A 22,099-nucleotide genomic window follows, 5' to 3' on the forward strand; every position below is an offset into this window, starting at 1 on the left:
GGGTCCCCATTTCACATCTCATGTTCACGCAATCACTGAACCCCGACGGCTTCGACGACCTGTCCGGCGTCGAGCGCGATCAGGCCGCGCAGGACGAGGCCAGCGTCCGCAAGGGCTTCTGGAAGAAGATGCGGGGCGCGGCGCGTCACGTCCCCTTCGCCGAGGACGCGGTGGCAATCTATTACGCCGCCTTCGACCGCCAGACGCCCTTGCGAGTCCGGGCGACGCTGCTCGGCGCGCTCGCTTATTTCATCCTGCCGTTCGACCTGACGCCGGACATCCTCCCGCTGATCGGCTTCGGCGACGATGCAGCGGTGCTGATGGGCGCGCTCAAGCTGCTCTCCGGCCATGTGAAGCCGGAGCATTACGAGGCGGCGCGGGCCGCCCTCGACCCCGACGGCCGGCCGGCCGCGGAGGACGGCCGACCCGCCTGAGGCTCAGTCGGCGATGGTCAGTACGACCTTGCCTTTCACCCGGCGGCCGGAAATCTCGCCAAGGGCCTCGGCGCAATCTTCCAGCGGGAAGGTCTTGTCCACGTGGGCGGAGATGCGGCCGTCGCGGGCATAGCCCATCAGCTCGGCCACCGCGTCCCGCAGCCAGCCGGGATTGGCCCGGGCATGGGTGCCGAAGGCGACGCCGCGCGCGTCGCAATTCTTCACCAGCAGCAGGTTGAGCGGAATCTTGGGGATTTCGCCGGCGGCGAAGCCCACCACCAGGAAGCGGCCTAGAGAGCCGAGCGCCCGCAACGCCTGCTCGGCCATATCGCCGCCCACGGGGTCGTAGACCAGATCGAGCCCCTTTTCGCCGCCGAACGCCTTCAGCGCGGCCTTGAGATCGCCCGAGGCATAGTCGAACCCTTCGTCCGCCCCGTGATCGAGGGCGAAGCGCACCTTCTCCGGCGAGGAGGCGCAGGCGATGATGCGGGCACCGAGCACCCGGCCGAGTTCCACCGCCGCGAGGCCCACGCCGCCCGAGGCCCCGAGCACGGCGAGCCGCTCGCCGGCTTTCAGTTCGCCGCGGTCGCGCAGGGCGTAGAGCGCCGTGCCATAGGTGACGATGAGGCCCGCAGCCTTCACGAGGTCGAGGTCATCCGGCACCTTGGCCAGGAACTGGGCCGGGGCCGCGACATACGCGCGCGCCGCCCCGTAGGTCTGATAGCCGCACACCCGGTCGCCCACGGCAAAGCCGGTCACGCCCTCGCCCAGCGCCGCCACATGGCCGGCATATTCCGCACCGGGGGAGAAGGGCAGTTCGGGCTTCACCTGATACAGATCGCGGATGATGAGCGTGTCGAAGAAATTGAGGCCGATGGCCGCGACCTTCACCAGAACCTCGCCGGGACCCGGCGCCGGCTGCGGCAGGTCGCGAATCTCGAGGGTCTCGGGGGCACCATGGCGCGCGCACACCACCGCTTTCATGAAGGCTCCTTCTCTCCCGGCTGACGGGAACGGATTACCAAAAATTAACCCAACCGGGCGGAAGCACGGGGTAAACACGCCCTTCCGCGACGGCACCGGCCCCTTGCGATCCCTGCGCCTTGCGCTTCACCGAGCGGCCGGACAGTCTCGCAAAGTCCCATGGCGCAACGAATCGGGCGACTTCACACGTCCGGCGCATTGAGCGGAGCCGAGCCTTTGGGTTAGGAAAACGCAAGACCACCCCGCCATTTTTTTGACCGCCTGCCTCGCTACCCGACAGCCGGCGGCCAGCCCGAAGTCAGTTTGCCTCAAAGGGCCCCAGCGATTTAGGAGAAGCCATGACGCTTCCTCGTGTCCATCCTGCTCTCCTGGGCATGTTCATCGCCTGTGCCGCAGCCGCCCCGGCCGCAGCGCAGGGTCAGCCTCAGTCGAAGGCGGTGGCGCAGTTCGGCGACTGGAGCGTCTACGTCTCCACGGCAAGTCCCAAGGTCTGCTACGCCATCTCCCAGCCGAAAACCCGCTCGCCGGAAGGCCTGAAGCGCGATCCGGCCTATTTCTTCATCTCCACCCGCCCCGGGGAGAACGTGAAGAACGAAGTGACCGTGACCGTGGGCTTCCCGCTGAAGGAGGGCTCGGACGCCACCCTCACGGTCGGCAATGCCACGCTCCAGCTCTACACCAAGGACCAGGGCGCCTGGGTGCGCAACGTGGCCGACGAAGCCAAGCTGGTGGAGGCCATGAAGCGCGGCAAGGATCTCACCGTCGCCTCCACCTCGCTGCGCGGCAACGCGACCACCGACAAATATTCTCTGGTCGGCCTCGGTCAGGCGCTCGACCGGGTGGCGCAGGAATGCAAGTGACGGCGAACAGGTGACTGCGATCAGGTAAAGCCTGAGGGACGGGCGGTGCCCGTCCCGACGCTCACCGGCCGGGCGATCACCGCCCCGGCAGGTCCAGCACGCCGTTGGGGCTGAAGCGGTCGATGATGGTCGGCAGGTGCTTGGCCAGGAGCTCCGGCAGCATCTCCGGCTGGAGGCCCAGCCCGCTGGCGATGGCGGTCAGCGGCTCGGCGCCGAGCGCGTTGACGATCTCGTCCGCGCTCACCGGCACGTTGGGGCCGTTGGAGAGCCAGCTCTCCACCTCGTGCGCAAGCCCCGCCTCGTGCAGTTGCGCCAGCACGCCCTCGATGCTGCCATAGGGAGTCTTCGCCAGCGCGCCGTCCAGGATGCCGGGCAGTGCCGAGGCCATGGGGCCGCTCAGCAGCGTATCGATCAGGGCGCCAGCACCCTCGGGGCCGGCGCGGCCGAGCATGTTGGAGAGCATGCTGCCCGCCATCTGGTCGAACAGGCCCATCCCCGTCTCCTCCGCCCTGTTGCGCTGCACGATGCGGCGCGCCGGGCGTTGGTGTACCGGATCGCCCGAGCGGTGTCGATCTGGCGCGGATCGGTCACGAATGCCTGATCGCCTGCGGCTCCGCGCCGCTGGGACGGCGTGTGGCCTATGCACGAGGATCGTCAGCCGCTAACGGCTCGCAAGTGATGATCCCACTCCCTCTGTTCACGGCCCTCGCCCTCATGACCGCCGTCGCGGCCCTCGCCGTGCTGTGGCCGCTGTCACGCGCCCGCAGCACGAAGCCGACGCGGGAGGCGGACCTTGCGGTCTATCGCGACCAGCTGGCCGAGATCGCCCGCGACGCCAAGTCCGGCCGGCTGCCCGCCGCCGAGGCGGAGGCCGCGCGCATCGAGGTGGCCCGGCGCATGCTCGCCGCCGACGCGGTGGCCGACGCCGCCTCCGCCGATCCTGCCGTGTCCGGCCGGCGCCGGCGCGTGGCGGCCATCGTCGCGCTGGTCTTCGTGCCGGTCTGCGCGGCCGCGCTCTATGCCGTCATGGGGTCGCCCGGCCTTCCCGGCGCGCCCCTCGCCGAGCGCCTGTCGGCGTCGCCGGATCGCAGCGACGTGGCGATCCTCGTGCGCCGCGTGGAGGAGCACCTGCAGAAGAACCCCAATGACGGGCAGGGCTATGAAATCCTCGCCCCCATCTATCTGCGCCTCGGCCGGCCGGAGGATTCCGCCCGTGCCTATGGCGAAGCCATCCGCATCCTCGGCCCCACCGCCGAACGCCTGTCGGCCCGCGGCGACGCGCTGGTGGTGGCGGCTGACGGCCTCGTCACCGCCGATGCCGCCAAGGCTTTCGCCGCCGCCCTCGCGCTGAACCCGGCCGAGCCGCGCGCCGCCTATTTCCTCGGCCTCGCCGCCGAGCAGGACGGCCGCCGCGAGGATGCGGCGCGCATCTGGAGCGACCTGCTCGCCCGCACGCCGGCCTCCGCCCTCTACCGGCCCGTGGTGGCCGACGCCCTTGTCCGCGTCGGCGGCACGGTCCCGCCCGCGGCCACTTCCCCTGCGACACCCGGTCCCAATGCCGCCGATGTCAATGCGGCCGCCCAAATGTCGCCGCAGGACCGGAACGCCATGGTGCGGGGCATGGTGGACCGTCTCGCCGCCCGGCTCGACAAGGAGCCGAACGACATCGACGGGTGGGAACGGCTGATCCGCGCCTACGGCGTGCTCGGTGACAAGGACAAGGCGGACGCCGCGCTCAAGAGCGCGCGCGCCGCCTTCAAGGACGATCCGGCGGCCCTCGCCCGTCTCGACGCGGCGGAGAAGGCCCTGCCGACAGGAGGAAAAGGATGACGCGCAAACAGCGCAGGCTGGTCCTCATCGGCGCCGGGCTCGGCGTGCTCGCGCTCGCCGCCGGCCTCATCCTCTCGGCGCTCAACGACACCATCGTCTTCTTCCGCACCCCCACCGAAGTGGCGCAGAAGCAGGTGGCCCCGGGCGCGCGCCTGAGGCTCGGCGGGCTGGTGGAGACCGGCAGCGTCACCAAGGCGGGCACCCTCACCACCTTCTCCATCACCGACGGCAACGCCACGGTGAAGGTGGCCTATCAGGGCATCCTCCCCGACCTGTTTCGCGAGGGTCAGGGCGTGGTGGCGGAAGGCGCGCTCCAGCCGGACGGCGCGTTCAAGGCCGACAGCGTGCTCGCCAAGCATGATGAGAAATACATGCCCCGCGAAGTCGCCGACGCGCTGAAGCAGCAGGGCCACTGGAAAGACGGGGCGCCCGCGCCCGGTGCCGCTTCCCCCTCCACACGCCAGCCCGGGAGCTGAGGCATGATCGCCGAAATCGGGCAATACGCACTCGCCCTCGCCTTCGCGCTGGCCCTTGCGCAGGTGATCCTGCCGGCCTGGGGCGCCGCGCGGGGCGATGCCGTGCTGATGGGGTCGGCGGGGCCGATCGCCCTCGCCCTGTTCGGCTTCGTCGCCTTCGCGTTCGGCGCGCTGGTGCAGCTCTACGTCACCTCCGACTTCACGGTGGTGAACGTGGTGGAGAATTCCCACTCCCAGATGCCGCTGGTCTACCGCGTGACCTCCACCTGGGGGAACCACGAAGGCTCCATGCTGCTGTGGGTGTTCGTGCTCGCCATCTTCGGCGCGCTGGTGGTGGTGTTCGGCTCGAACCTGCCGGACCGGCTCAAGGCCCTGGTGCTCTCGGTGCAGGGCGCGGTGGCCGCGGCCTTCCTTTCCTTCATCCTGTTCACCTCCAACCCGTTCGCGCGGATCGTGCCCCCGCCGGCCGAAGGGCGCAGCCTCAATCCCATCCTCCAGGATCCGGGCCTCGCCATCCACCCGCCGCTGCTCTATCTCGGCTATGTGGGACTCTCCATCTCCTTCTCCTTCGCCATCGCGGCGCTGATCGAGGGGCGGATCGACGCCGCCTGGGCGCGCTGGGTGCGGCCCTGGACGCTGGCGGCCTGGGTGTTCCTCACGCTCGGCATCGCGGTCGGCTCCTACTGGGCCTATTACGAGCTGGGCTGGGGCGGCTGGTGGTTCTGGGACCCGGTGGAGAACGCCTCCCTGATGCCGTGGCTCGCTGCCACCGCGCTGCTGCATTCCGCCGTGGTGATGGAGAAGCGTGACGCGCTGAAGGTGTGGACGATCCTCCTCGCCATCCTGGCCTTCTCGTTGTCGCTGGTGGGCACCTTCCTGGTGCGCTCGGGCGTGCTGACCTCGGTGCATGCCTTCGCCACCGATCCGGCGCGCGGCGTGTTCATCCTCGGCATCCTCACCTTCTTCATCGCTGGCGGGCTCGCGCTGTTCGCCTTCCGCGCGTCCGAGCTGAAGCAGGGCGGCCTCTTCGCGCCGATCTCGCGGGAGGGGGCGCTGGTGTTCAACAACCTGTTCCTCACCGCAGCGGCTGCCGCGGTGCTGGTGGGCACGCTCTATCCGCTGGCGCTGGAAGCCTTCACCGGCGCCAAGATCACGGTGGGGCCGCCCTATTTCAATCTCGTGTTCGGCGGGCTGATGCTGCCCCTCATCTTCGCCATTCCGTTCGGCCCGCTGCTGGCGTGGAAGCGGGGCGACATCCTGGGCGCGGCGCAGCGGCTGATGCTGGCCGCCGGCCTCGCCATCGTCGCGGCGGTGGTGACGGCGGCCGCGACCACCGGCGGCCCGGTGCTGGCGCCGCTGGCGGTGGGCCTTGCCGCCTTCATCATGCTCGGGGCTTTGACCGACCTCGCCGAGCGCGCCGGCCTTGGCCGCGTGGGGGCAAAGGTGGCGATTGCCCGCCTCGCCGGCGTCCCCCGCTCGGCCTATGGCACGGCCATCGCCCATTTCGGCGTGGGCGTGTGCCTGCTGGGCATCGTCTGCGAGACCTCGTGGAGCCTCGAGAAGATCGCCGCGGTGAAGCTCGGCGATACCATCACCATCGGCTCGCGCACCCTCACCCTCGACCGGCTGGAGAACCGCACCGGGCCGAACTTCCGCGCCCGCACGGCCGTCTTCTCCATCCGCGACGGCGGCGTTTCCGAGGGCACCATCGAGGCCTCCCGCCGCACCTTCGCCGCCCGCCAGATGGCGACCACCGAAGCGGGCCTGCGCACCTTCGGCTTCAGCCAGCTCTATGTGAGCATGGCAGAGGAGGCCGCCGACGGCCACGTCTCCGTCCGCGCCACCTTCAAGCCGTTCGTCACGCTGATCTGGCTCGGGGCGGTGGTGATGGCGCTGGGCGGCCTGCTCTCCCTCGCCGACCGGCGGCTCAGGGTGGGCGCGCCCCGCCCAGCAGCGAAGAAGGCGCGGCAGGCCGTAGCGCCGGCGGAGTGAACAGCATGGCACTGAACCCGCGCGCCCTCCTCGCCTCCCTTCTTTTCCTCCTCGCCCTCGGTGTCCCGGCCTTCGCCGTGCAGCCGGACGAGGTGCTGGGCGACCCAGTGCTGGAAAGTCGCGCCCGGACCATTTCGGCGGAGCTGCGCTGCATGGTCTGCCAGAACCAGTCCATCGACGATTCCGATGCCCCGCTGGCGAAAGACCTGCGCCTCATCGTGCGCGAGCGGCTGAAGGCGGGCGACAGCGACAGCCAGGTGTTAGACTTCATGGTGGCCCGCTACGGCGAGTTCGTGCTGCTGCGGCCGCGCTTCTCGTGGCGCAATGCGCTTTTGTGGGGGGCGCCCATCCTCGTGCTGCTGCTGGGCGGCCTCGGCGCCGTCCTCGCTCTGCGCCGCCGCAGCGCCGCACCTCCAGCGCCGCGCCTTTCGGCGGCCGAGGAGGCCCGCCTGAAGGCGCTGCTCGCCGAGGGCGACGGGGCCGGCACGACCAAGCCCTGAGGCGGGCGCGGGGCGGCTCCCGCATTCTTCCCGTGGAAAGGCGGGCCGCGAGGGATTATGTGTGGCGGATGATGTCCACGCTCGAAACCATGCCTGAAGCCACGCTCACGCCTGAAACCACCGTGCCGCCCCTCGCCGGCGACGTCGCGCCTGCTCGCGCGTCTCTCGTCGGCCTCGACCGGGACAAGCTCGGCGATGCGCTCGACGCCATCGGCGTGAAGGGCTCGGAGCGGCGCATGCGCGTGAACCAGCTCTGGCACTGGATCTATCTGCGCGGCGCCCTCGACTTCTCGGAGATGACCAACGTCTCCAAGCACCTGCGCGCCCGGCTGGAAGAGGCCTACACGCTGGCCCGCCCCGAGATCGTGGCCGAGCAGGTGTCGCAGGACGGCACCCGCAAGTGGCTGCTGCGCTTCCCGGCCGATCATCCCGGCGAGCGGCCCCACGACATCGAGACGGTCTATATCCCCGAGAGCGACCGCGGCACGCTGTGCGTCTCCTCGCAGGTCGGCTGCACCCTCAACTGCTCCTTCTGCCACACCGGCACCCAGCGCTTGGTGCGCAACCTCACCGCCGCCGAGATCGTCGCGCAGGTCATGGTCGCCCGCGACCGGCTGGGCGATTATCCCGGCCGCGAGCGCGCGGTGGGGCCCGGCCTGCCGACCGAGGGCGACCGGCTCGTCACCAACATCGTCTTCATGGGCATGGGCGAGCCGCTCTATGCCTATGACAGCGTGAAGGAAGCCATCGAGACCCTTTCGGACGGCGACGGCCTCGGCCTCGGCAAACGGCGCATCACCGTCTCCACCTCCGGCGTGGTGCCGGAGATCGAGCGGCTGGGCTCCGAGGTCGGCCCCATGCTTGCCATCTCGCTGCACGCGGTGCGCGACGACCTGCGCGACGTGCTGGTGCCCATCAACAAGAAATACCCCATCAAGGAGCTGATGGAGGCCTGCCGCACCTATCCGGCCGCCTCCAACGCCAAGCGCATCACCTTCGAGTACGTCATGCTGAAGGGCGTGAACGACACGCCCGCCGATGCCCGCGCGCTGGTGAAGCTGCTCGAGGGCGTGCCGGCCAAGATCAACCTCATCCCGTTCAACCCCTGGCCGGGCACGCAATACGAGTGCTCGGACTGGGAGACCATCGAGCGCTTCTCGGACATCGTGTTCCGCGCCGGCTATGCGAGCCCGGTGCGCACGCCGCGCGGGCGCGACATCCTCGCCGCCTGCGGCCAACTCAAGAGCGAGAGCGAGAAGCTTTCCGCCCGCGAGCGCCTCGCCTATCGCGCCATGATGGCCCAGGCGGAGGAGTAATTTCCGCCCCTTCCCGGAGATGCGTGCCATGCTCGACCATGTGGGGATTTCGGTTCACAACGTGGCGCGCTCCCGCGCCTTCTATCTCGCCGCCCTTGCCCCGCTCGGCTACGGCATCCTGATGGAGGTGAACCCGCCCGGGGGCCATACCTATATCGGCTTCGGATTGGTCGGCTCCGGCAAACCGGACTTCTGGATCGGCGATGCGCCGACCTCCACCGGACATCTGCACCTCGCCTTCACGGCGAAGGACCGGGCGGCGGTGGATGCCTTCTATGCCGCCGCGATGGCCGCCGGGGCCGTGGACAATGGCGCGCCGGGCCTGCGCCCGCACTACCATCCCGATTATTATGGGGCTTTCGTGTTCGATCCCGACGGACTCAACGTGGAAGCGGTCTGCCATCTGCCCGAGGCCGCCTGAGCCCATGGACAACCTGGTCCGCCTGCTGCTGCGCTTCGTCCTCGTTCCGCTCGGCTATTTTGCGTCGGTGATCGCGGGGGCGTGCGTGATCCTCATCGGGGAATGGCGGATCGGTACGCTGTTCACCGCCACCGATCCGGGCGACCGGGCGCTGGGCTTCATCGTCGCCATCGTCACCACGGTGGTGGTGCTGTTCATGCTGCTGATGCTGATGTGGCTGGTCGCGGCCGTGGGCATCCTATTCTCGGAGGCGTTCGCCATCCGCTCGTGGATGTTCCACGCGGCCAATGGCGTGGTCTCGGCCTGGATCGGCGCCCAGCTCTTCGCGCCCACCGACGGGGCGACGGCGGTGGCGGGGGATCCCTTCTACGTGGTGGCCGCGGGCCTCGCCGGTGGGCTCGCCTACTGGCTGGTGGCAGGCTCCACGGCGGGCTTCTTCAAGCCCATCCTGCGCTCCCCCGCCGAGCGGGCCGAAGCCCTGCCCCCGCCATCGCCGCGCCCGGAGTTGCCGCCGAGGGCGTGAGCCGCGGGGGAGGGGCGATTCTCTGCCAGCGCTGGCGTCCGCTCATCGTCCCCCTCTCCCCCGGCAGTCATCGCCCGCCTTGTGCGGGCGATCCACCGTGGGCCGGGAAGGGTGCTGCGATCGAGAGAGCCGGCGAACGGCGGGGTGGATCCCCCGCATAAAGCGGGGGATGACAAGCGCCGAGAGGGCGCCCCCCCTGCAAGATGCACCGAACGGACCCGCCCACGACGAAAAACCGCGGACGTTGCCGTCCGCGGTTCAAAATTCTCGGAAAGCCGAAAGCTCAGGCCGCGGCAGCGGCGGCGACGGCCTTGGCGATCTGGCGCTTGAGGTCGAGGGCGACAGGAGACAGCTCCTCGTCGCGGGCCTTGGCGAGGAAGGCGTCGAGGCCACCGCGGTGGTCCACGCTCTTCAGCGCGTTGGCGCTGACGCGCAGGCGCACGGAACGCTTCAGCGTCTCGCTCTCCAGCGTCACGTTGCACAGGTTCGGCAGGAACCGGCGCTTGGTCTTGCGGTTCGAGTGGCTCACGAGGTTGCCGCTCTGAACCCCCTTGCCGGTCAGGTCACACCGCCGGGACATGGCGAAAGTCCTTTTTTCTTCGTATGGCGCGGGGAACGCGTCGGGGCCAGAAGACCCGCGTGCACTCACCCGCTCTATCGGGAAGCGGCTCCTATAGGGGGAGAGGGGGAGCCAGTCAAGGTGCGGGGCCTATTGCGCCCGCTCGGGGCTTGCCATGAGACCCACGCCAAGGCCAAGCTCGGCAGGGGAAAAGAGCCGGACCATCACGGCCGGGATGGGGGATTGCATGAGAATCGGAAACTGGCTGCTTGCCGCCGCGCTCTCGACGGCGGGGCTTTTCTGCGCGGGCGAGGCGAGCGCACAGGGCAAGTTCATCGTCAACCAGCTTTCGGGCAAGTGCCTCGATGTGTCGGGCGCGCCCGGCGTCAAGAACGGGTCGCCCCTCATCCTCTACGCCTGCGAATTCTCCGGCAAGAACCCCAACGGCACGCCCACCGACCAAAGGTGGGAGGTCCTGCCCCAGGGCTTCATCCGCAACACGCTGTCCAAGAAGTGTATCGACGTGCCCGGCGCGCCCGGAATCAAGGCCGGTACGGCGCTCATCCTCTATGATTGCGAGCTGTCCGGCAAAAACCCCAACGGATCGACCACCGACCAGCAGTGGCAGTTCACCCAGGAGGGACTGATCCGTCACAAGCTGTCGGGCCTCTGCATTGACGTGAAGGGCGCGGCCGCCACCGCGAACGGCGCGCGCCTGCAGCTCGCCACATGCGAGGTGGCCGGCGGGCCGTCCGACCAGTACTGGAGCCTGAAGTAGGGCGCAGCGCCCTCACCCCGGCATCAGCACGCCCCGCCCCTTCTGCGCCGCTTCCGCGATGAAATCGGCGGCGACGCGGATGCGGGCGAGGTCGCGGGTGTCGGCGTGGGTGAGGAGCCAGAAGGTGCGCGTCAGGCCCACTTCCGTGGGCAGGATGGGCACCAGCGCCTCCGGCCCCTCCCCGGCGAACAGGTCGGCCATGAAGCAGGGCAGCACGCACACGCCCGCCCCCGCGCGGGTCGCCGTCATCTGGGCGACGAGGCTGGAGCTTTTCAGGCGCACCCGAAGGTCCTTAGCGACCAGCGGCACGTAGTCCAGCTCCGGCGCGTAGATCAGATCGTCCACATAACCGATGAAGCGGTGGCGCTGGAGCGCCGCGCGACTCTCGATGGCACCGTACTTTTCCAGATAGGCGCGGGCGGCATAAAGGCCGAGCCGGTAGTCGGTGAGCTTGCGCGCATGGAGGCGCCCCTCCTTCGGCCGCGACAGCGAGATGGCGATGTCCGCCTCGCGCTTCGACAGGGAGAAGAGACGCGGCATGGCGAGGAGCTGGATGTCCAGCTCCGGGTGCAGATCGGAGAGCGCGCCGATGCGCGGGGCGAGGAAGAAGGTGCCGAAGCCGTCCGGCGCGCCAATCCGCACCGTGCCCGACACGCCGAGGTCCGATCCCGCGATCTCACCTTGCGCGGACAGTGCCAGCGTTTCCATGCCCTCGGCGGCGGCGAGCAGGCGATCTCCGGCCGCCGTCAGCGCATAGCCGTGGGGGTGCCGGTCGAACAGCTTGGCCCCGAGCGCCGTCTCCAGCGCGGCGATGCGCCGGCTCACGGTGGAGTGCTCCACCTTCAGCCGCGCCGCCGCCACGGTCAGCCGCCCGGCGCGCGCCACGGCGAGGAAGAAGGTGAGGTCGGACCACTCGAAATCGCCGCCGGGCATGGCTCTCGGGACTGTGAAAGGGTGCACATCAATGGTGCGGAGATTGCCGTAGCTGTGCACAAAAAGATAGGGCAGTGTGCCGGCCAACGAACGCTGCCGGAAAGCGGTGGCGCCGCATTGGAAACGCATTCCCAGAAGAACGCCCAAGGAGGCACCCGCATCATGCGTGAGATCGGCCATTTCATCGGCGGCAAGCATGTGCCCGGCACGTCCGGCCGCTTCGCCGACGTCTACCAGCCCATGACGGGCGATGTGGTCGGCCACGTGGCCCTCGCCTCCAAGGACGAGCTTGCCGCCGCCGTCGCCAATGCCAAGGCCGCGCAGCCCGCCTGGGCCGCCACCAATCCCCAGCGCCGCGCTCGCGTGCTGATGAAGTTCCTGGAACTCGTCCACCGCGACTACGACATGCTGGCGGACCTGCTCGCCCGCGAGCACGGCAAGACCGTGCCCGACGCCCGCGGCGACATCCAGCGCGGCCTTGAGGTTATCGAGTTCGCCATCGGCATCCCGCACCTCCTCAAGGGCGACTTCTCCGACAGCGCCGGCCCGGGCATCGACATCTATTCCATGCGCCAGCCGCTCGGCGTGGTGGCCGGCATCACGCCGTTCAACTTCCCGGCCATGATCCCCATGTGGAAGTTCGGCCCGGCCATCGCCTGCGGCAACGCCTTCATCCTGAAGCCGTCCGAGCGCGATCCCGGCGTGCCCATGCACCTCGCCGAGCTGATGCTTGAGGCGGGCCTTCCCCCCGGCATCCTCAATGTGGTGAACGGCGACAAGGAGGCTGTGGACGGTCTGCTCGACCATCCCGACGTCCACGCCATCGGCTTCGTCGGCTCGTCCAACATCGCGCAGTACATCTATGCCCGCGGCTCGGCCAACGGGAAGCGCATCCAGGGCTTCGGCGGCGCCAAGAACCACATGATCGTCATGCCCGACGCGGACATGGACCAGGCCGTGGACGCCCTCATCGGCGCCGGCTACGGCTCCGCCGGCGAGCGCTGCATGGCCATCTCGGTGGCGGTGCCGGTGGGCGAGGAAGCCGCCGAGCGGCTGCTGGAGAAGCTCGTCCCCCGCGTCGAGAACCTCAAGATCGGCCCGTCCACCGACGGCTCCGCCGATTTCGGCCCCCTCGTCACCCGCGAGGCGCTGGAGCGCGTGCGCGGCTATGTGGACCTCGGCGTCCAGGAGGGCGCGAAGCTGCTGGTGGACGGCCGCGGCTTCAAGATGCAGGGCTATGAGAACGGCTTCTACATGGGCGGCTGCCTGTTCGACCATGTGACCGCCGACATGCGCATCTACAAGGAAGAGATCTTCGGCCCCGTGCTCTCCGTCGTGCGTGCGCCGGACTACAAGGAGGCCCTGCGCCTTCCCACCGAGCACGAATACGGCAACGGCGTCGCCATCTTCACCCGCGACGGCGATGCCGCCCGCGACTTCGCCTCCAAGGTGAACGTGGGCATGGTGGGCATCAACGTGCCGATCCCGGTACCGCTCGCCTACCACACCTTTGGCGGCTGGAAGCGCTCCGGCTTCGGCGACCTGAACCAGCACGGCCCGGACGGCGTGCGCTTCTACACCAAGACCAAGACCGTCACCTCCCGCTGGCCCTCGGGCATCAAGGACGGCGCGGACTTCGTGATCCCCACCATGGGCTGACACGCCGGATCAGCCGCTCCGTCCTCAGGACGGGGCGGCTCTGGCATCGGCGGGTCCGTCGGGCGCATATCTCGGCGGGCACTGGATGGCTCGCACGAAAGCGCCCCTGACATGTTCACGCTCTCCGAGGACCAGATCGCCATCCGCGACATGGCCCGCGATTTCGCCAACGAGCAGATCGCGCCCTATGCCGTGGAGTGGGACGAAAAGAAGCATTTCCCCGTCGAGCAGCTGCGCGCCGCCGCCGCCCTCGGCATGGGCGGCATCTATGTGAAGGAGGACGTGGGTGGCTCGGGCCTCTCCCGCCTCGATGCGGCGCTCATCTTCGAGCAACTCGCCACCGGCTGCCCCGGCACCTCGGCCTATCTCTCCATCCACAACATGTCGACCTGGATGATCGACCGCTTCGGCGACGACACCCAGCGCAGGAAATGGGTGCCGCGCCTCGCCTCGATGGAGCATTTCGCCTCCTATTGCCTCACCGAGCCCGGCGCGGGATCGGACGCGGCGGCGCTGAAGACAAAGGCGGTGCGGAACGGCGACCATTACATCGTCGACGGCCAGAAGCAGTTCATCTCCGGTGCCGGCTCCTCCGACATCTATGTGGTGATGGTGCGCACCGGCGGCGACGGGCCGAAGGGCATTTCCACCCTCGTCATCGAGAACGGCGCGCCGGGCCTCTCCTTCGGTGCCAACGAGCGCAAGATGGGCTGGAACGTGCAGCCCACCCGCACCGTCACCTTCGAGGGCGTCAGGGTGCCGGTGGAGAACCGGCTGGGCGAGGAGGGCGAGGGCTTCAGGATCGCCATGGCCGGGCTCGACGGCGGCCGGCTGAACATTGGCGCCTGCTCGCTGGGCGGGGCGCAGGCGGCGCTGGAGAAGGCGCTCTCCTACATGCGCGAGCGCAAGGCCTTCGGAAAGCGGCTCGACGAGTTCCAAGCGCTGCAGTTCCGCCTCGCCGACATGGCGACCGAGCTGGAGGCCGCGCGCACCTTCCTCTGGCGCGCCGCCGCCGCGCTGGACGCCAAGGCGCCGGATGCGACGCAGCTCTGCGCCATGGCCAAGCGCATTGCCACCGACCGTGGCTTCGAGGTGGCCAACGAGGCGCTCCAGATGCATGGCGGCTACGGCTATCTCGCCGACTACGGCATCGAGAAGATCGTGCGCGATCTGCGAGTCCACCAGATCCTGGAGGGCACCAACGAGATCATGCGCCTCATCGTCGCCCGCGCGCTGATCGCGCAGGGGAACTAGCTAAAAATCTCCTCTCCCCCTTGGGGAAGAGGGCAGAGAGGAAACCATCATGGCCACCATCGCATTCATCGGCCTCGGCAACATGGGCGGGCCCATGGCCGCCAACCTCGTGAAGGCGGGGCACGCCGTCACCGGCTTCGATCTCGTGCCCGCCGCGCTGGAGGCGGCGAAGGCCAAGGGCCTCGCCATCGCCGACAGCGCCAAGGCGGCGGTGGCGTCCGCCGATGCGGTCGTCACCATGTTGCCCTCCGGCAAGCATGTGGTGGGTGCGACCACCGGGGCGGACGGCCTGTTCGCGGCAGCAAAGCCGGGCACGCTCTTCATCGATTCTTCCACCATCGACGTCGCTTCCGCCCGCGCCTTCCATGAGGCAGCCAAGGCGGCCGGTCACGCGAGCGTGGATGCCCCCGTTTCCGGCGGCGTCGGCGGGGCGGAAGCCGGCACCCTTACCTTCATGGTGGGCGGCACGGACGAAGCCTTCGCAGCGGCGAAGCCCATCCTAGAGCTGATGGGCAAGAAGATCGTCCATTGCGGCGGGGCAGGCGCCGGTCAGGCGGCGAAGATCTGCAACAACATGATCCTCGGCATCTCCATGATCGCCGCCTCGGAAGCCTTCGTGCTGGCCGAGAAGCTCGGCCTCTCCCATCAGGCGCTGTTCGACGTCGCCTCGACATCTTCGGGCCAATGCTGGTCCATCAACACCTATTGCCCGGTGCCCGGCCCGGTGCCGACCAGCCCCGCCAATCGCGGCTACCAGCCGGGATTTGCCGCCGCGCTGATGCTGAAGGACCTGAAGCTCTCTCAGGAAGCCGCCGAGACGGCCGGCGCCGCCACGTCGCTGGGTGCCGCGGCGACCGCCCTCTACACCGCGTTCGCGGCCGAGGGGAACGAGGGCAAGGACTTCTCGGGCATCATCGAGTGGATTCGCACCCGCGCCGACGAGACCTGATCCCGGAGCGCTGGAAGACCGGACGTGAAAAAGGCCCGCCGCAGGATGCGCGCGGGCCTTTTCATTTGACCGGAGGCTTAGCGCACCGGCAGCAGCGGAGGCCCATAGGCGTTCGGCTCGCGCTGGGAGGGCTGCACCCACCAGAACAGGAGCACGAAGAAGCCGAACGGAATGAAGAGGAGCAGGAACCACCAGCCGCTCCGCCCGATGTCGTGCAGCCGCCGCACCGCCACCGCCAGCGAAGGCAGGATCAGGGCGAGATGCACCACGGTTGAAAGCCAGTTGGGCCCCGCAAAGAAATACCAGGCGTCGATCTGGCCGCCGCTGACCTGCGTCGCGGTGATGGACCCGGCGAGCAGCATGGTGCCGACGACGAAAGCCGCGATCTCCACCAGCAGGGTGAACACCCAGAACCACCAGAATTCGCTGCGCGGCGCGCGCCCCTGGAAGCCGGCATATTGACTGAGGCAGCTGCGGACGGCTTCGGTGAATGTCATGGCCCCTCCTCGCGCGCCGTGACCCCATGGCTGCGTCGGGCTACCTATAGCGGAAGCGTCCGCGTGCGGCCAACCGGGGCGCCTAGCCGATGCCGCGGAGTGACGACGCCATGGGACTGACCCTCGCCCTTCTCGCCGCCCTGGCCGGCCTCGCGCTGGCGGTGGTGGTCGCCCGCAGGTTCAGGGCGGCATACGAGCAGGCCCTCGCGCGCGTCGCCTCCGGGAGCGAAATCGCGCCACTCCCCGGCGGGGCAGTGGAATATGCCGACCGCGGTGACGGGCCTGTGCTGCTCTCCATCCATGGCGCGGGTGGCGGCTTCGACCATGGCCTGTTCTTCGCCGACGAACTGATGGGAAGCGGCTTCCGCCTCATCTCGCCCTCGCGCTTCGGCTATCTGCGCACCGGCACGCCCGCCGCAGCGGTGGATGCGCCCGACGGCGGCGTCGCAGCGCAGGCGGATGCTTACGCAGCGTTGCTCGACCATCTCGGCCTCGACAAGGTGATCGTGATGGGCCTGTCCGCGGGCGCGCGGTCGGCTGCGGCGCTGGCCGTGCGCCATCCCGAGAGGGTGCGCGCGCTGGTGCTGCTGGTGCCGGCCCTCGACGCCCCGCACAGCCCGGTGGCCACCGATCCCACCGGAGGCAGCCGGCTCGCCTTCGCCATCGTGAAGGCGGGAGGCGACTTTTTCTGGTGGCTCATCGGCGCGCTGGGGCCGACCATGGTGATCCGCTTCGTCGGCGTCCGGCCGGCGCTGCTGGATCAGGCGGGGGAGGAGGAGCGCGCGCGGGTGCTGAAGATCGCCGGCGCCATCGCGCCGGTGTCCGAGCGGGCCGCCGGCATTCGGCTCGACAGCGCCTGCCCACACCCCGTGCTGCCGCTGGAGCGGATCACGGCGCCCACCCTCATCGTCTCGGCGCGGGACGACCTCTTCAACACGCTGCCGGCGGCGGAAGTGGCGGCGGCGCGCATCCCCGGCGCCCGGCTCATTGCCTACGATACCGGCGGCCATCTGCTGGTGGGGCGGGCCGCGCAAACGCGCGCGGCGGTGCGCGCGTTTCTGGATGAAGTGGCGCCGTGAAGAAAATTTGGAGGCAGGAGACGGGTGGTAGCAGCGGGCGGACTTGAACCGCCGACCTCCGGGTTATGAATCCGGCGCTCTCACCAACTGAGCTACGCTGCCACAACGCACATCCGACGCGCGCGGCGCCGGGAGACGCGCATATAGAGGCGGGGCCGCACGGGTGTCAAGAAAGCCGCGCCCCTGTTGTGAACAGGAGGTTCAGGCCGCCTTCTTCTTGATGCGCACCATCTTGAAGAAGCCCACCGGGAAGACGGGAGCGATGCTCACCACTTCCATGTCGGGGTATTTGGCCGCCCAATTGCGCAGGCGGCTCGCCTTGAAGGCGATGCTCCAGCCGATCTTCTTCACCAGCGGAGCCAGCGCCGCCTCGACGTGCATAGTTGCGCCCTCGTCCGCGCCGAGCTTGGAGGCGATGACGATCTCGCCGCCCGGCCGCAGCACGCGGTACATCTCGTCCAGCGCGCCTTCCGGATCAGGCACCAGCGTGATGACGAAGGGCACGGTCACGGCGTCGAAGCTGTGGTCGGCGAAGCCGAGCTTGCAGGCGTCCATGGCGCAGAGCAGGCCCACCTGCTTCAGGCCGCGCTCCACCTTCTTCTCCACCGCCTTCTGCAGCATGTGGAAGGAGAGGTCGATGCCGGTGACGCGGCAGTGCGCGGGGTAATAGGGCAGCACCAGCCCGGTGCCGACGCCCACTTCCAGAATGTCGGGACCGCAGGCGGCAGCGGCGGCGGAGGTCTTGCGCTGGGCGTCCGCCAGCAGCTTCACATAGACCTTGTCATAGATGGGCGCCCACTTGGCATAGGCCTTCTTCTGGCCCTCGAGATCGTACTGAACCGCCATTGCCGTCTCTCCCGCCCCAAGTCCCGAGGGCAACCCGGCCTCAGGCGACCTCTGCGACCGCCTTCGCCACCCGCTCCGCCTTCACGATGGTGCCGCCACCCAGAAGGCGGGCACCGGCGCCCGGGGCATCGTAGAGCACGCAGGCCTGCCCCGGCGCAACGCCTTCCTCGCCGAGCGCCAGATGCACCGCCGGGGTGCCGTCCGCCGTCCGACCCAGGCGCGCCGGTACCGGGGGACGGGTGGAGCGCACCTTCACATAAACTTCGGTCTCGACATCCAGCGCCGCGTCGAAGGGTATGTCGCCCAGCCAGTTCACGTCGGCCATGGAGATCGCCCGCACCGCCAGCGCCTCACGCGGACCGACGCGCACCTCGCGCCGGGAGGCGTCGATGGAGATCACATAGAGCGGCTCGGGCGTGGCGATGCCGAGGCCCTTGCGCTGGCCGATGGTGTAGTGGAGCACGCCCTTGTGGCGGCCGAGCACCCGGCCATCCAGATGCACGATGTCGCCCGCCTCGCCGGCCTCGGGCCGTAGGCGCTGCACCACCTCGGCATAATCGCCGCCGGGCACGAAACAAATGTCCTGGCTGTCCGGCTTCTCCGCCACCGGCAGTCCGAATTCGGCTGCCAGCGCCCGCACGTCCGCCTTCTGCATCTCGCCCAGGGGAAAGCGCAGCTTGTCGAGCTGCGCCGCCGTGGTGGCATAGAGGAAATAGGACTGGTCCCGCGCCTCCTCGGCCGCGCGGAACAGGCCGCGTCCGCTGCCGGGCAGCGCGCGGCTCGCCACGTAATGGCCGGTGGCGAGATAGCGAGCGCCCAGCTCCTCCGCGGTGGCGAGCAGGTCGCGGAACTTGACGGTGCGGTTGCAGTCCACGCAGGGGATGGGGGTGACGCCGGCTGCATAGCTCGCAGCGAAGCGGTCGATCACCTCCTCGCGGAAGCGGCTTTCGTAATCGAGCACGTAGTGCGGAATGCCGAGCGTGCGCGCCACCTCGCTGGCGTCATAGATGTCCTGCCCCGCGCAGCAGGAGCCGGCCCGGTGCGCCGCCTCGCCATGGTCGTAGAGCTGGAGGGTGACGCCCACCACGTCATAGCCGGCGCGGGCCAGCAGCGCCGCGACCACGGACGAATCCACCCCGCCCGACATGGCCACGACGACGCGCGTCGCCGCGCGCGCGGCACGGGTGGCGTCGGAGGCATCGAGGAGGAGGTCGTCGGTCATCGCGATCGTCGGTCTTGGGTCGTAGGGTCGGAAGGAGGCGCGGCAGAAGGTATGCCGCACCGTCGCCTAGTGCAAACGAGGTGCAAACGATTGGCATCTGAGCCACGCGAGCGCGGCGAAAAAACGGCTGCCCCGCCCGATCCGCGGCGCCCCGTCACCCCCGCGCCACCCGGCGCGCCGGCTCCTCGTCCTCCACCGGTCCCTCGAACACCGAGACGAGGGCGCGGCGGATGGTGGACTGGCGGGCGGCACCGGTGATCTTCGCGCCCATCAGGTCGGTGACGTAGAACACGTCCACCGCCCGCTCGCCGAAGGTGGCGACGTGGGCCGAGGCGATGTTGAGGTTGAGCCGCGACAACGTGTTGGTCAGGGCGAACAAGAGGCCCGGCCGGTCGAGGCCGGAGACCTCCACCACCGTGTGGCGGTTCGACCAGGAATTGTTCACCGTCACCTCGGGCTCGACGGTAAAGGTCCGCCGGCCCTTCGGCAGCTTCTTGGCCATCACCTCCGGCAGGCGCACCTCGCCGGTCAGCGCCTGCTCCACCGCTTCCCGGATGCGGTTGGCGCGCCGCAATTCGTCCTCGTCATGGTCGAAGGCGCGGCGGATGGCGATGGTGTCCAGCGCCAGCCCGTCCGTGGTGGTGGAAATCTGCGCGTCCACAATGTTGGCGCCGGCCGCGGCGCAGGCCCCGGCGATGATGGACAACAGCTTGGGATGGTCCGGCGCCAGAACGGTGAGCGTCGTGATGCCACGGCCCGGCTCCAGCGACGCATGGGTGGCGATGGAGCGGCCCGCCGCCTCCGCCTCATCCACGAAGCGGGCATGGCGCAGCTTGGTCTCAAGGTCCACGCGCAGCCAGTAGGGTGGATAATGGCGCGCCACATAGGCCGCCACCTTCTCGTCGTCCCAGTCGGAAAGTGCATTGCGGAACTGCGACTGGGCGGCGGTGACGCGCTTGCCGCGATCCACTTCCGAGAAGCCGCCCGTGAGCACCGGCTCGGTCTCGTAATAAAGGGTGCGCAGGAGCTGCGCCTTCCAGCCGTTCCAGGTGCCCGGCCCCACCGCCTTGATATCGGCCGTGGTGAGGATGGTCAGCAGCTTCATGCGCTCCAGGTTCTGCACCACGGAGGCGAAATTCTCGATGGTCTTGCGGTCTGAGAGGTCGCGGGATTGCGCGACCGTGGACATGACGAGGTGCTGCTCCACCAGCCACGCCACCGTCTCGGTCTCCACCGGCGAGAGGCCGAAGCGCGGGCAGAGCTTCCGCGCGATGCGGGCGCCCGCCACCGAGTGGTCCTCCGGGCGCCCCTTGGCGATGTCGTGCAGCAGGAGCGCCACGTAGAGCAGGTTGCGGTTCTTCACCGTGCCCATCAGCTCGTTCGCGAGCCCGTTCTCCGGGTTCACCTTGCGCTCGATCTCGGAGAGGATGCCGATGCAGCGCAGCAGGTGCTCGTCCACCGTGTAGTGGTGGTACATGTTGAACTGCATCATGGCGACGATCTTGCCGAACTCCGGCAGGAACCGCCCCAGCACGCCCACCTCGTTCATCCGCCGGAGCACCGTCTCCGGCGCGTCCTTGGAGGTGACGATCTCCAGGAACAGGCGGTTCGCCTCCGGATTCTCGCGCACGCTCGCATCGATGAGGCCGAGGGAGCGGGCGGCGAGCTGGCTGGCGTCGGGATGCAATGCAAGGTTGCGCTTGTCCGCCACGTGGAAGATGCGGATGAGGTTCACCGGGTCGCGGATGAACGCCTCCGGATCCGCCACGTTCAGGCGGTCGTGGTCGAGGATGAAGTCCGTCGTGTCCTTCAGCGTGATGCGGCGCGAGCCGGCGCGGAAGCGCTCCACCATGCCCTTGAGGCCGGGCACCGGCTTCTCGTGGCGCTCCTCCAGCGCGGCGGAAAGGATGGCGGTGAGATCGCCCACATCCTTCGCCACGAGGAAATAGTGCTTCATGAAGCGTTCCACGTCCTTCTGGCCGGGATGCTCCGTATAGCCGAGGCGCAGCGCCATCTCGCGCTGCAGGTCAAAGGAGAGGCGGTCCTCGGCGCGACCGGTCAGGAAGTGCAGGTGACAGCGCACGGACCACAGGAAGTCCTCGCACTTCTTGAAGAGGTTCGCCTCCTCGCGGGTGAACACGCCCTTGGCCACCAGCTGGCTCGCGGTCTGCACCCGGTAGACGTACTTGGAGATCCAGAAGAGCGTATGCAGGTCGCGAAGGCCGCCCTTGCTCTCCTTGACGTTGGGCTCGACGAGATAGCGCGATTGGCCGGAGCGGCGCAGGCGGTCCTCGCGCTCGGCCATCTTGGCGGCGACGAATTCGGCGCCGGTGCCCTCCACCACTTCCTTGTCGAAGCGGGTTTCCAAATCCTCGAACAGCGCCTTGTCGCCCACGAGGTAGCGCGCTTCCAGGATGGAGGTGCGGATGGTGAAGTCGGCCCGCGCCTGCCGCAGGCACTCCTCCACCGAACGGGTGGCGTGGCCGACCTTCAGCCCCAGATCCCAAAGAATGTAGAGCATGGCCTCGGCGACGCTCTCGCCCCAGGCCGTCTGCTTGTACGGCAGCACAAACAGGATGTCGGTATCCGAGCCCGGCGCCATCATGCCCCGGCCGTATCCACCCACTGCCGCCACGGCCATGCGCTCGGAGCGGGAGGGATTGTCCACCGGATAAAGGAAGGTGGTGGCCACCTCATAGGCGCTGGTGATGACCGCATCCTGCAGCGCGGAGAGGCGCATGGCGCAGCAGCGTCCGCAGCCGTCTTCCAGCAGCAGGCGCTCGGCTTCCGCGCGGCCTTCCTGCATGCCCTTCTTGAGGCGGGCGACGACGGCATTGCGCAAATCGAGGTCGCGGCCCTTGTGGGCGGAAGCGATTTCCCTGATCTCGGCCTTGAGGGCCTGGCCTTCAAAGGGTTCGCCGATGACGCGGTTGACCTTGGAGGAACGGACGGTGGGCATTGCTCGGCGATCTTGGGGGCACGAAGGA

At 68.9% G+C, this 22,099-nt stretch carries 22 protein-coding genes and 1 tRNA gene; 14 read left to right on the forward strand and 9 right to left on the reverse strand.

Annotated elements, in window-relative coordinates:
• Window positions 1-20 precede the first annotated feature (20 nt).
• Window positions 21-434, forward strand: a complete 414-nt coding sequence (locus tag ACT54R_RS08500; RefSeq protein WP_476325348.1) for a YkvA family protein — start codon at window positions 21-23, stop codon at window positions 432-434.
• 3 nt (window positions 435-437) lie between these two features.
• Here ACT54R_RS08500 and ACT54R_RS08505 read toward each other — a convergent pair whose 3' ends face one another.
• Window positions 438-1,418 carry an NADPH:quinone oxidoreductase family protein gene (locus tag ACT54R_RS08505; RefSeq protein WP_476325350.1) on the reverse strand — a complete coding sequence of 327 codons (981 nt, stop codon included), beginning with the start codon at window positions 1,416-1,418 and terminating at the stop codon, window positions 438-440.
• A 338-nt stretch (window positions 1,419-1,756) separates the two neighbouring features.
• Between ACT54R_RS08505 and ACT54R_RS08510 the strand changes: the two genes are divergently transcribed.
• The gene (locus tag ACT54R_RS08510; RefSeq protein ID WP_168462240.1) at window positions 1,757-2,278 is read left to right on the forward strand and encodes an invasion associated locus B family protein; all 522 of its coding nucleotides are present in this window, start codon (window positions 1,757-1,759) and stop codon (window positions 2,276-2,278) included.
• A 76-nt stretch (window positions 2,279-2,354) separates the two neighbouring features.
• On the opposite strand, the gene ACT54R_RS08515 is transcribed toward ACT54R_RS08510, so the two are convergent.
• On the reverse strand, window positions 2,355-2,771 hold the full coding sequence (locus ACT54R_RS08515; protein ID WP_168462239.1) for a YidB family protein: 417 nt from the start codon (window positions 2,769-2,771) through the stop codon (window positions 2,355-2,357).
• A gap of 185 nt (window positions 2,772-2,956) precedes the next feature.
• On the opposite strand from ACT54R_RS08515, the gene ccmI reads away from it, so the two are divergent.
• The 7 genes from ccmI (at window position 2,957) to ACT54R_RS08550 (ending at window position 9,336) form a co-directional block, all read left to right on the forward strand.
• Window positions 2,957-4,108 carry a c-type cytochrome biogenesis protein CcmI gene (gene ccmI / locus ACT54R_RS08520; protein WP_476325353.1) on the forward strand — a complete coding sequence of 384 codons (1,152 nt, stop codon included), beginning with the start codon at window positions 2,957-2,959 and terminating at the stop codon, window positions 4,106-4,108.
• Window positions 4,105-4,584 carry a cytochrome c maturation protein CcmE gene (ccmE, locus tag ACT54R_RS08525; RefSeq protein WP_168462237.1) on the forward strand — a complete coding sequence of 160 codons (480 nt, stop codon included), beginning with the start codon at window positions 4,105-4,107 and terminating at the stop codon, window positions 4,582-4,584. The genes ccmI and ccmE overlap by 4 nt, the downstream gene beginning before the upstream one ends.
• A 3-nt stretch (window positions 4,585-4,587) precedes the next feature.
• Complete coding sequence (locus ACT54R_RS08530; protein WP_476325355.1) at window positions 4,588-6,576, forward strand: heme lyase CcmF/NrfE family subunit; 1,989 nt, start codon at window positions 4,588-4,590, stop codon at window positions 6,574-6,576.
• A 5-nt stretch (window positions 6,577-6,581) separates the two neighbouring features.
• Window positions 6,582-7,076: a cytochrome c-type biogenesis protein gene (locus ACT54R_RS08535; protein WP_476325357.1), complete on the forward strand. Its 495-nt coding sequence runs from the start codon at window positions 6,582-6,584 to the stop codon at window positions 7,074-7,076.
• 89 nt (window positions 7,077-7,165) lie between these two features.
• A complete protein-coding gene (gene rlmN / locus ACT54R_RS08540) occupies window positions 7,166-8,392 on the forward strand; it encodes a dual-specificity RNA methyltransferase RlmN (protein ID WP_476326438.1) in 1,227 nt (408 codons plus the stop codon).
• 28 nt (window positions 8,393-8,420) lie between these two features.
• Window positions 8,421-8,813, forward strand: a complete 393-nt coding sequence (locus ACT54R_RS08545) for a VOC family protein (RefSeq protein WP_476325359.1) — start codon at window positions 8,421-8,423, stop codon at window positions 8,811-8,813.
• Between the two features lie 4 nt (window positions 8,814-8,817).
• Window positions 8,818-9,336, forward strand: a complete 519-nt coding sequence (locus ACT54R_RS08550; RefSeq protein ID WP_476325361.1) for a hypothetical protein — start codon at window positions 8,818-8,820, stop codon at window positions 9,334-9,336.
• A 283-nt stretch (window positions 9,337-9,619) separates the two neighbouring features.
• On the opposite strand, the gene rpmB is transcribed toward ACT54R_RS08550, so the two are convergent.
• The gene (gene rpmB, locus ACT54R_RS08555; protein WP_024277232.1) at window positions 9,620-9,916 is read right to left on the reverse strand and encodes a 50S ribosomal protein L28; all 297 of its coding nucleotides are present in this window, start codon (window positions 9,914-9,916) and stop codon (window positions 9,620-9,622) included.
• 226 nt (window positions 9,917-10,142) lie between these two features.
• On the opposite strand from rpmB, the gene ACT54R_RS08560 reads away from it, so the two are divergent.
• Window positions 10,143-10,673 (forward strand): RICIN domain-containing protein, encoded by a 531-nt coding sequence (locus tag ACT54R_RS08560; protein ID WP_476325363.1) that lies wholly within the window; start codon window positions 10,143-10,145, stop codon window positions 10,671-10,673.
• Window positions 10,674-10,685: 12 nt separating this feature from the next.
• Here the strand turns inward: ACT54R_RS08560 and ACT54R_RS08565 are convergent, their stop codons facing one another.
• A complete protein-coding gene (locus ACT54R_RS08565; protein ID WP_476325365.1) occupies window positions 10,686-11,606 on the reverse strand; it encodes a LysR family transcriptional regulator in 921 nt (306 codons plus the stop codon).
• A 162-nt stretch (window positions 11,607-11,768) separates the two neighbouring features.
• Between ACT54R_RS08565 and ACT54R_RS08570 the strand changes: the two genes are divergently transcribed.
• From ACT54R_RS08570 to mmsB, 3 genes are all read left to right on the forward strand, one after another.
• The gene (locus ACT54R_RS08570; RefSeq protein ID WP_168462230.1) at window positions 11,769-13,265 is read left to right on the forward strand and encodes a CoA-acylating methylmalonate-semialdehyde dehydrogenase; all 1,497 of its coding nucleotides are present in this window, start codon (window positions 11,769-11,771) and stop codon (window positions 13,263-13,265) included.
• Between the two features lie 111 nt (window positions 13,266-13,376).
• The gene (locus ACT54R_RS08575) at window positions 13,377-14,519 is read left to right on the forward strand and encodes an isobutyryl-CoA dehydrogenase (protein WP_476325368.1); all 1,143 of its coding nucleotides are present in this window, start codon (window positions 13,377-13,379) and stop codon (window positions 14,517-14,519) included.
• A 49-nt stretch (window positions 14,520-14,568) separates the two neighbouring features.
• Window positions 14,569-15,468, forward strand: coding sequence for a 3-hydroxyisobutyrate dehydrogenase (gene mmsB, locus ACT54R_RS08580; RefSeq protein WP_476325370.1), 900 nt, complete (start codon window positions 14,569-14,571; stop codon window positions 15,466-15,468).
• Window positions 15,469-15,545: 77 nt separating this feature from the next.
• On the opposite strand, the gene ACT54R_RS08585 is transcribed toward mmsB, so the two are convergent.
• Complete coding sequence (locus tag ACT54R_RS08585) at window positions 15,546-15,965, reverse strand: DUF805 domain-containing protein (RefSeq protein WP_476325372.1); 420 nt, start codon at window positions 15,963-15,965, stop codon at window positions 15,546-15,548.
• Between the two features lie 110 nt (window positions 15,966-16,075).
• Between ACT54R_RS08585 and ACT54R_RS08590 the strand changes: the two genes are divergently transcribed.
• Window positions 16,076-17,044: an alpha/beta fold hydrolase gene (locus ACT54R_RS08590; protein WP_476325374.1), complete on the forward strand. Its 969-nt coding sequence runs from the start codon at window positions 16,076-16,078 to the stop codon at window positions 17,042-17,044.
• Window positions 17,045-17,069: 25 nt separating this feature from the next.
• Here the strand turns inward: ACT54R_RS08590 and ACT54R_RS08595 are convergent.
• The 4 genes from ACT54R_RS08595 to ACT54R_RS08610 all read right to left on the reverse strand — a co-directional run bounded on the left by ACT54R_RS08595 (window position 17,070) and on the right by ACT54R_RS08610 (window position 22,071).
• A tRNA-Met gene (locus ACT54R_RS08595) sits at window positions 17,070-17,146 on the reverse strand.
• 99 nt (window positions 17,147-17,245) lie between these two features.
• Entirely contained in the window at window positions 17,246-17,890 is a 645-nt protein-coding gene (locus ACT54R_RS08600) for a class I SAM-dependent methyltransferase (protein WP_168462225.1), read from the reverse strand.
• Window positions 17,891-17,930: 40 nt separating this feature from the next.
• A complete protein-coding gene (mnmA, locus tag ACT54R_RS08605) occupies window positions 17,931-19,112 on the reverse strand; it encodes a tRNA 2-thiouridine(34) synthase MnmA (protein ID WP_476325376.1) in 1,182 nt (393 codons plus the stop codon).
• Between the two features lie 154 nt (window positions 19,113-19,266).
• A complete protein-coding gene (locus tag ACT54R_RS08610; RefSeq protein WP_168462223.1) occupies window positions 19,267-22,071 on the reverse strand; it encodes a [protein-PII] uridylyltransferase in 2,805 nt (934 codons plus the stop codon).
• Window positions 22,072-22,099 lie beyond the last annotated feature (28 nt).

This window comes from Xanthobacter sp. DMC47 (assembly GCF_056313845.1).

What these genes read in the sequence shown, in the direction of transcription:
- ACT54R_RS08500 (WP_476325348.1), top strand. Translation starts at nt 21, where the DNA reads ATGTTCACGCAATCACTGAACCCCGACGGCTTCGACGACCTGTCCGGC.
- ACT54R_RS08505 (WP_476325350.1), bottom strand. Translation starts at nt 1,418, where the DNA reads ATGAAAGCGGTGGTGTGCGCGCGCCATGGTGCCCCCGAGACCCTCGAG.
- ACT54R_RS08510 (WP_168462240.1), top strand. Translation starts at nt 1,757, where the DNA reads ATGACGCTTCCTCGTGTCCATCCTGCTCTCCTGGGCATGTTCATCGCC.
- ACT54R_RS08515 (WP_168462239.1), bottom strand. Translation starts at nt 2,771, where the DNA reads ATGGGCCTGTTCGACCAGATGGCGGGCAGCATGCTCTCCAACATGCTC.
- ccmI (WP_476325353.1), top strand. Translation starts at nt 2,957, where the DNA reads ATGATCCCACTCCCTCTGTTCACGGCCCTCGCCCTCATGACCGCCGTC.
- ccmE (WP_168462237.1), top strand. Translation starts at nt 4,105, where the DNA reads ATGACGCGCAAACAGCGCAGGCTGGTCCTCATCGGCGCCGGGCTCGGC.
- ACT54R_RS08530 (WP_476325355.1), top strand. Translation starts at nt 4,588, where the DNA reads ATGATCGCCGAAATCGGGCAATACGCACTCGCCCTCGCCTTCGCGCTG.
- ACT54R_RS08535 (WP_476325357.1), top strand. Translation starts at nt 6,582, where the DNA reads ATGGCACTGAACCCGCGCGCCCTCCTCGCCTCCCTTCTTTTCCTCCTC.
- rlmN (WP_476326438.1), top strand. Translation starts at nt 7,166, where the DNA reads ATGCCTGAAGCCACGCTCACGCCTGAAACCACCGTGCCGCCCCTCGCC.
- ACT54R_RS08545 (WP_476325359.1), top strand. Translation starts at nt 8,421, where the DNA reads ATGCTCGACCATGTGGGGATTTCGGTTCACAACGTGGCGCGCTCCCGC.
- ACT54R_RS08550 (WP_476325361.1), top strand. Translation starts at nt 8,818, where the DNA reads ATGGACAACCTGGTCCGCCTGCTGCTGCGCTTCGTCCTCGTTCCGCTC.
- rpmB (WP_024277232.1), bottom strand. Translation starts at nt 9,916, where the DNA reads ATGTCCCGGCGGTGTGACCTGACCGGCAAGGGGGTTCAGAGCGGCAAC.
- ACT54R_RS08560 (WP_476325363.1), top strand. Translation starts at nt 10,143, where the DNA reads ATGAGAATCGGAAACTGGCTGCTTGCCGCCGCGCTCTCGACGGCGGGG.
- ACT54R_RS08565 (WP_476325365.1), bottom strand. Translation starts at nt 11,606, where the DNA reads ATGCCCGGCGGCGATTTCGAGTGGTCCGACCTCACCTTCTTCCTCGCC.
- ACT54R_RS08570 (WP_168462230.1), top strand. Translation starts at nt 11,769, where the DNA reads ATGCGTGAGATCGGCCATTTCATCGGCGGCAAGCATGTGCCCGGCACG.
- ACT54R_RS08575 (WP_476325368.1), top strand. Translation starts at nt 13,377, where the DNA reads ATGTTCACGCTCTCCGAGGACCAGATCGCCATCCGCGACATGGCCCGC.
- mmsB (WP_476325370.1), top strand. Translation starts at nt 14,569, where the DNA reads ATGGCCACCATCGCATTCATCGGCCTCGGCAACATGGGCGGGCCCATG.
- ACT54R_RS08585 (WP_476325372.1), bottom strand. Translation starts at nt 15,965, where the DNA reads ATGACATTCACCGAAGCCGTCCGCAGCTGCCTCAGTCAATATGCCGGC.
- ACT54R_RS08590 (WP_476325374.1), top strand. Translation starts at nt 16,076, where the DNA reads ATGGGACTGACCCTCGCCCTTCTCGCCGCCCTGGCCGGCCTCGCGCTG.
- ACT54R_RS08600 (WP_168462225.1), bottom strand. Translation starts at nt 17,890, where the DNA reads ATGGCGGTTCAGTACGATCTCGAGGGCCAGAAGAAGGCCTATGCCAAG.
- mnmA (WP_476325376.1), bottom strand. Translation starts at nt 19,112, where the DNA reads ATGACCGACGACCTCCTCCTCGATGCCTCCGACGCCACCCGTGCCGCG.
- ACT54R_RS08610 (WP_168462223.1), bottom strand. Translation starts at nt 22,071, where the DNA reads ATGCCCACCGTCCGTTCCTCCAAGGTCAACCGCGTCATCGGCGAACCC.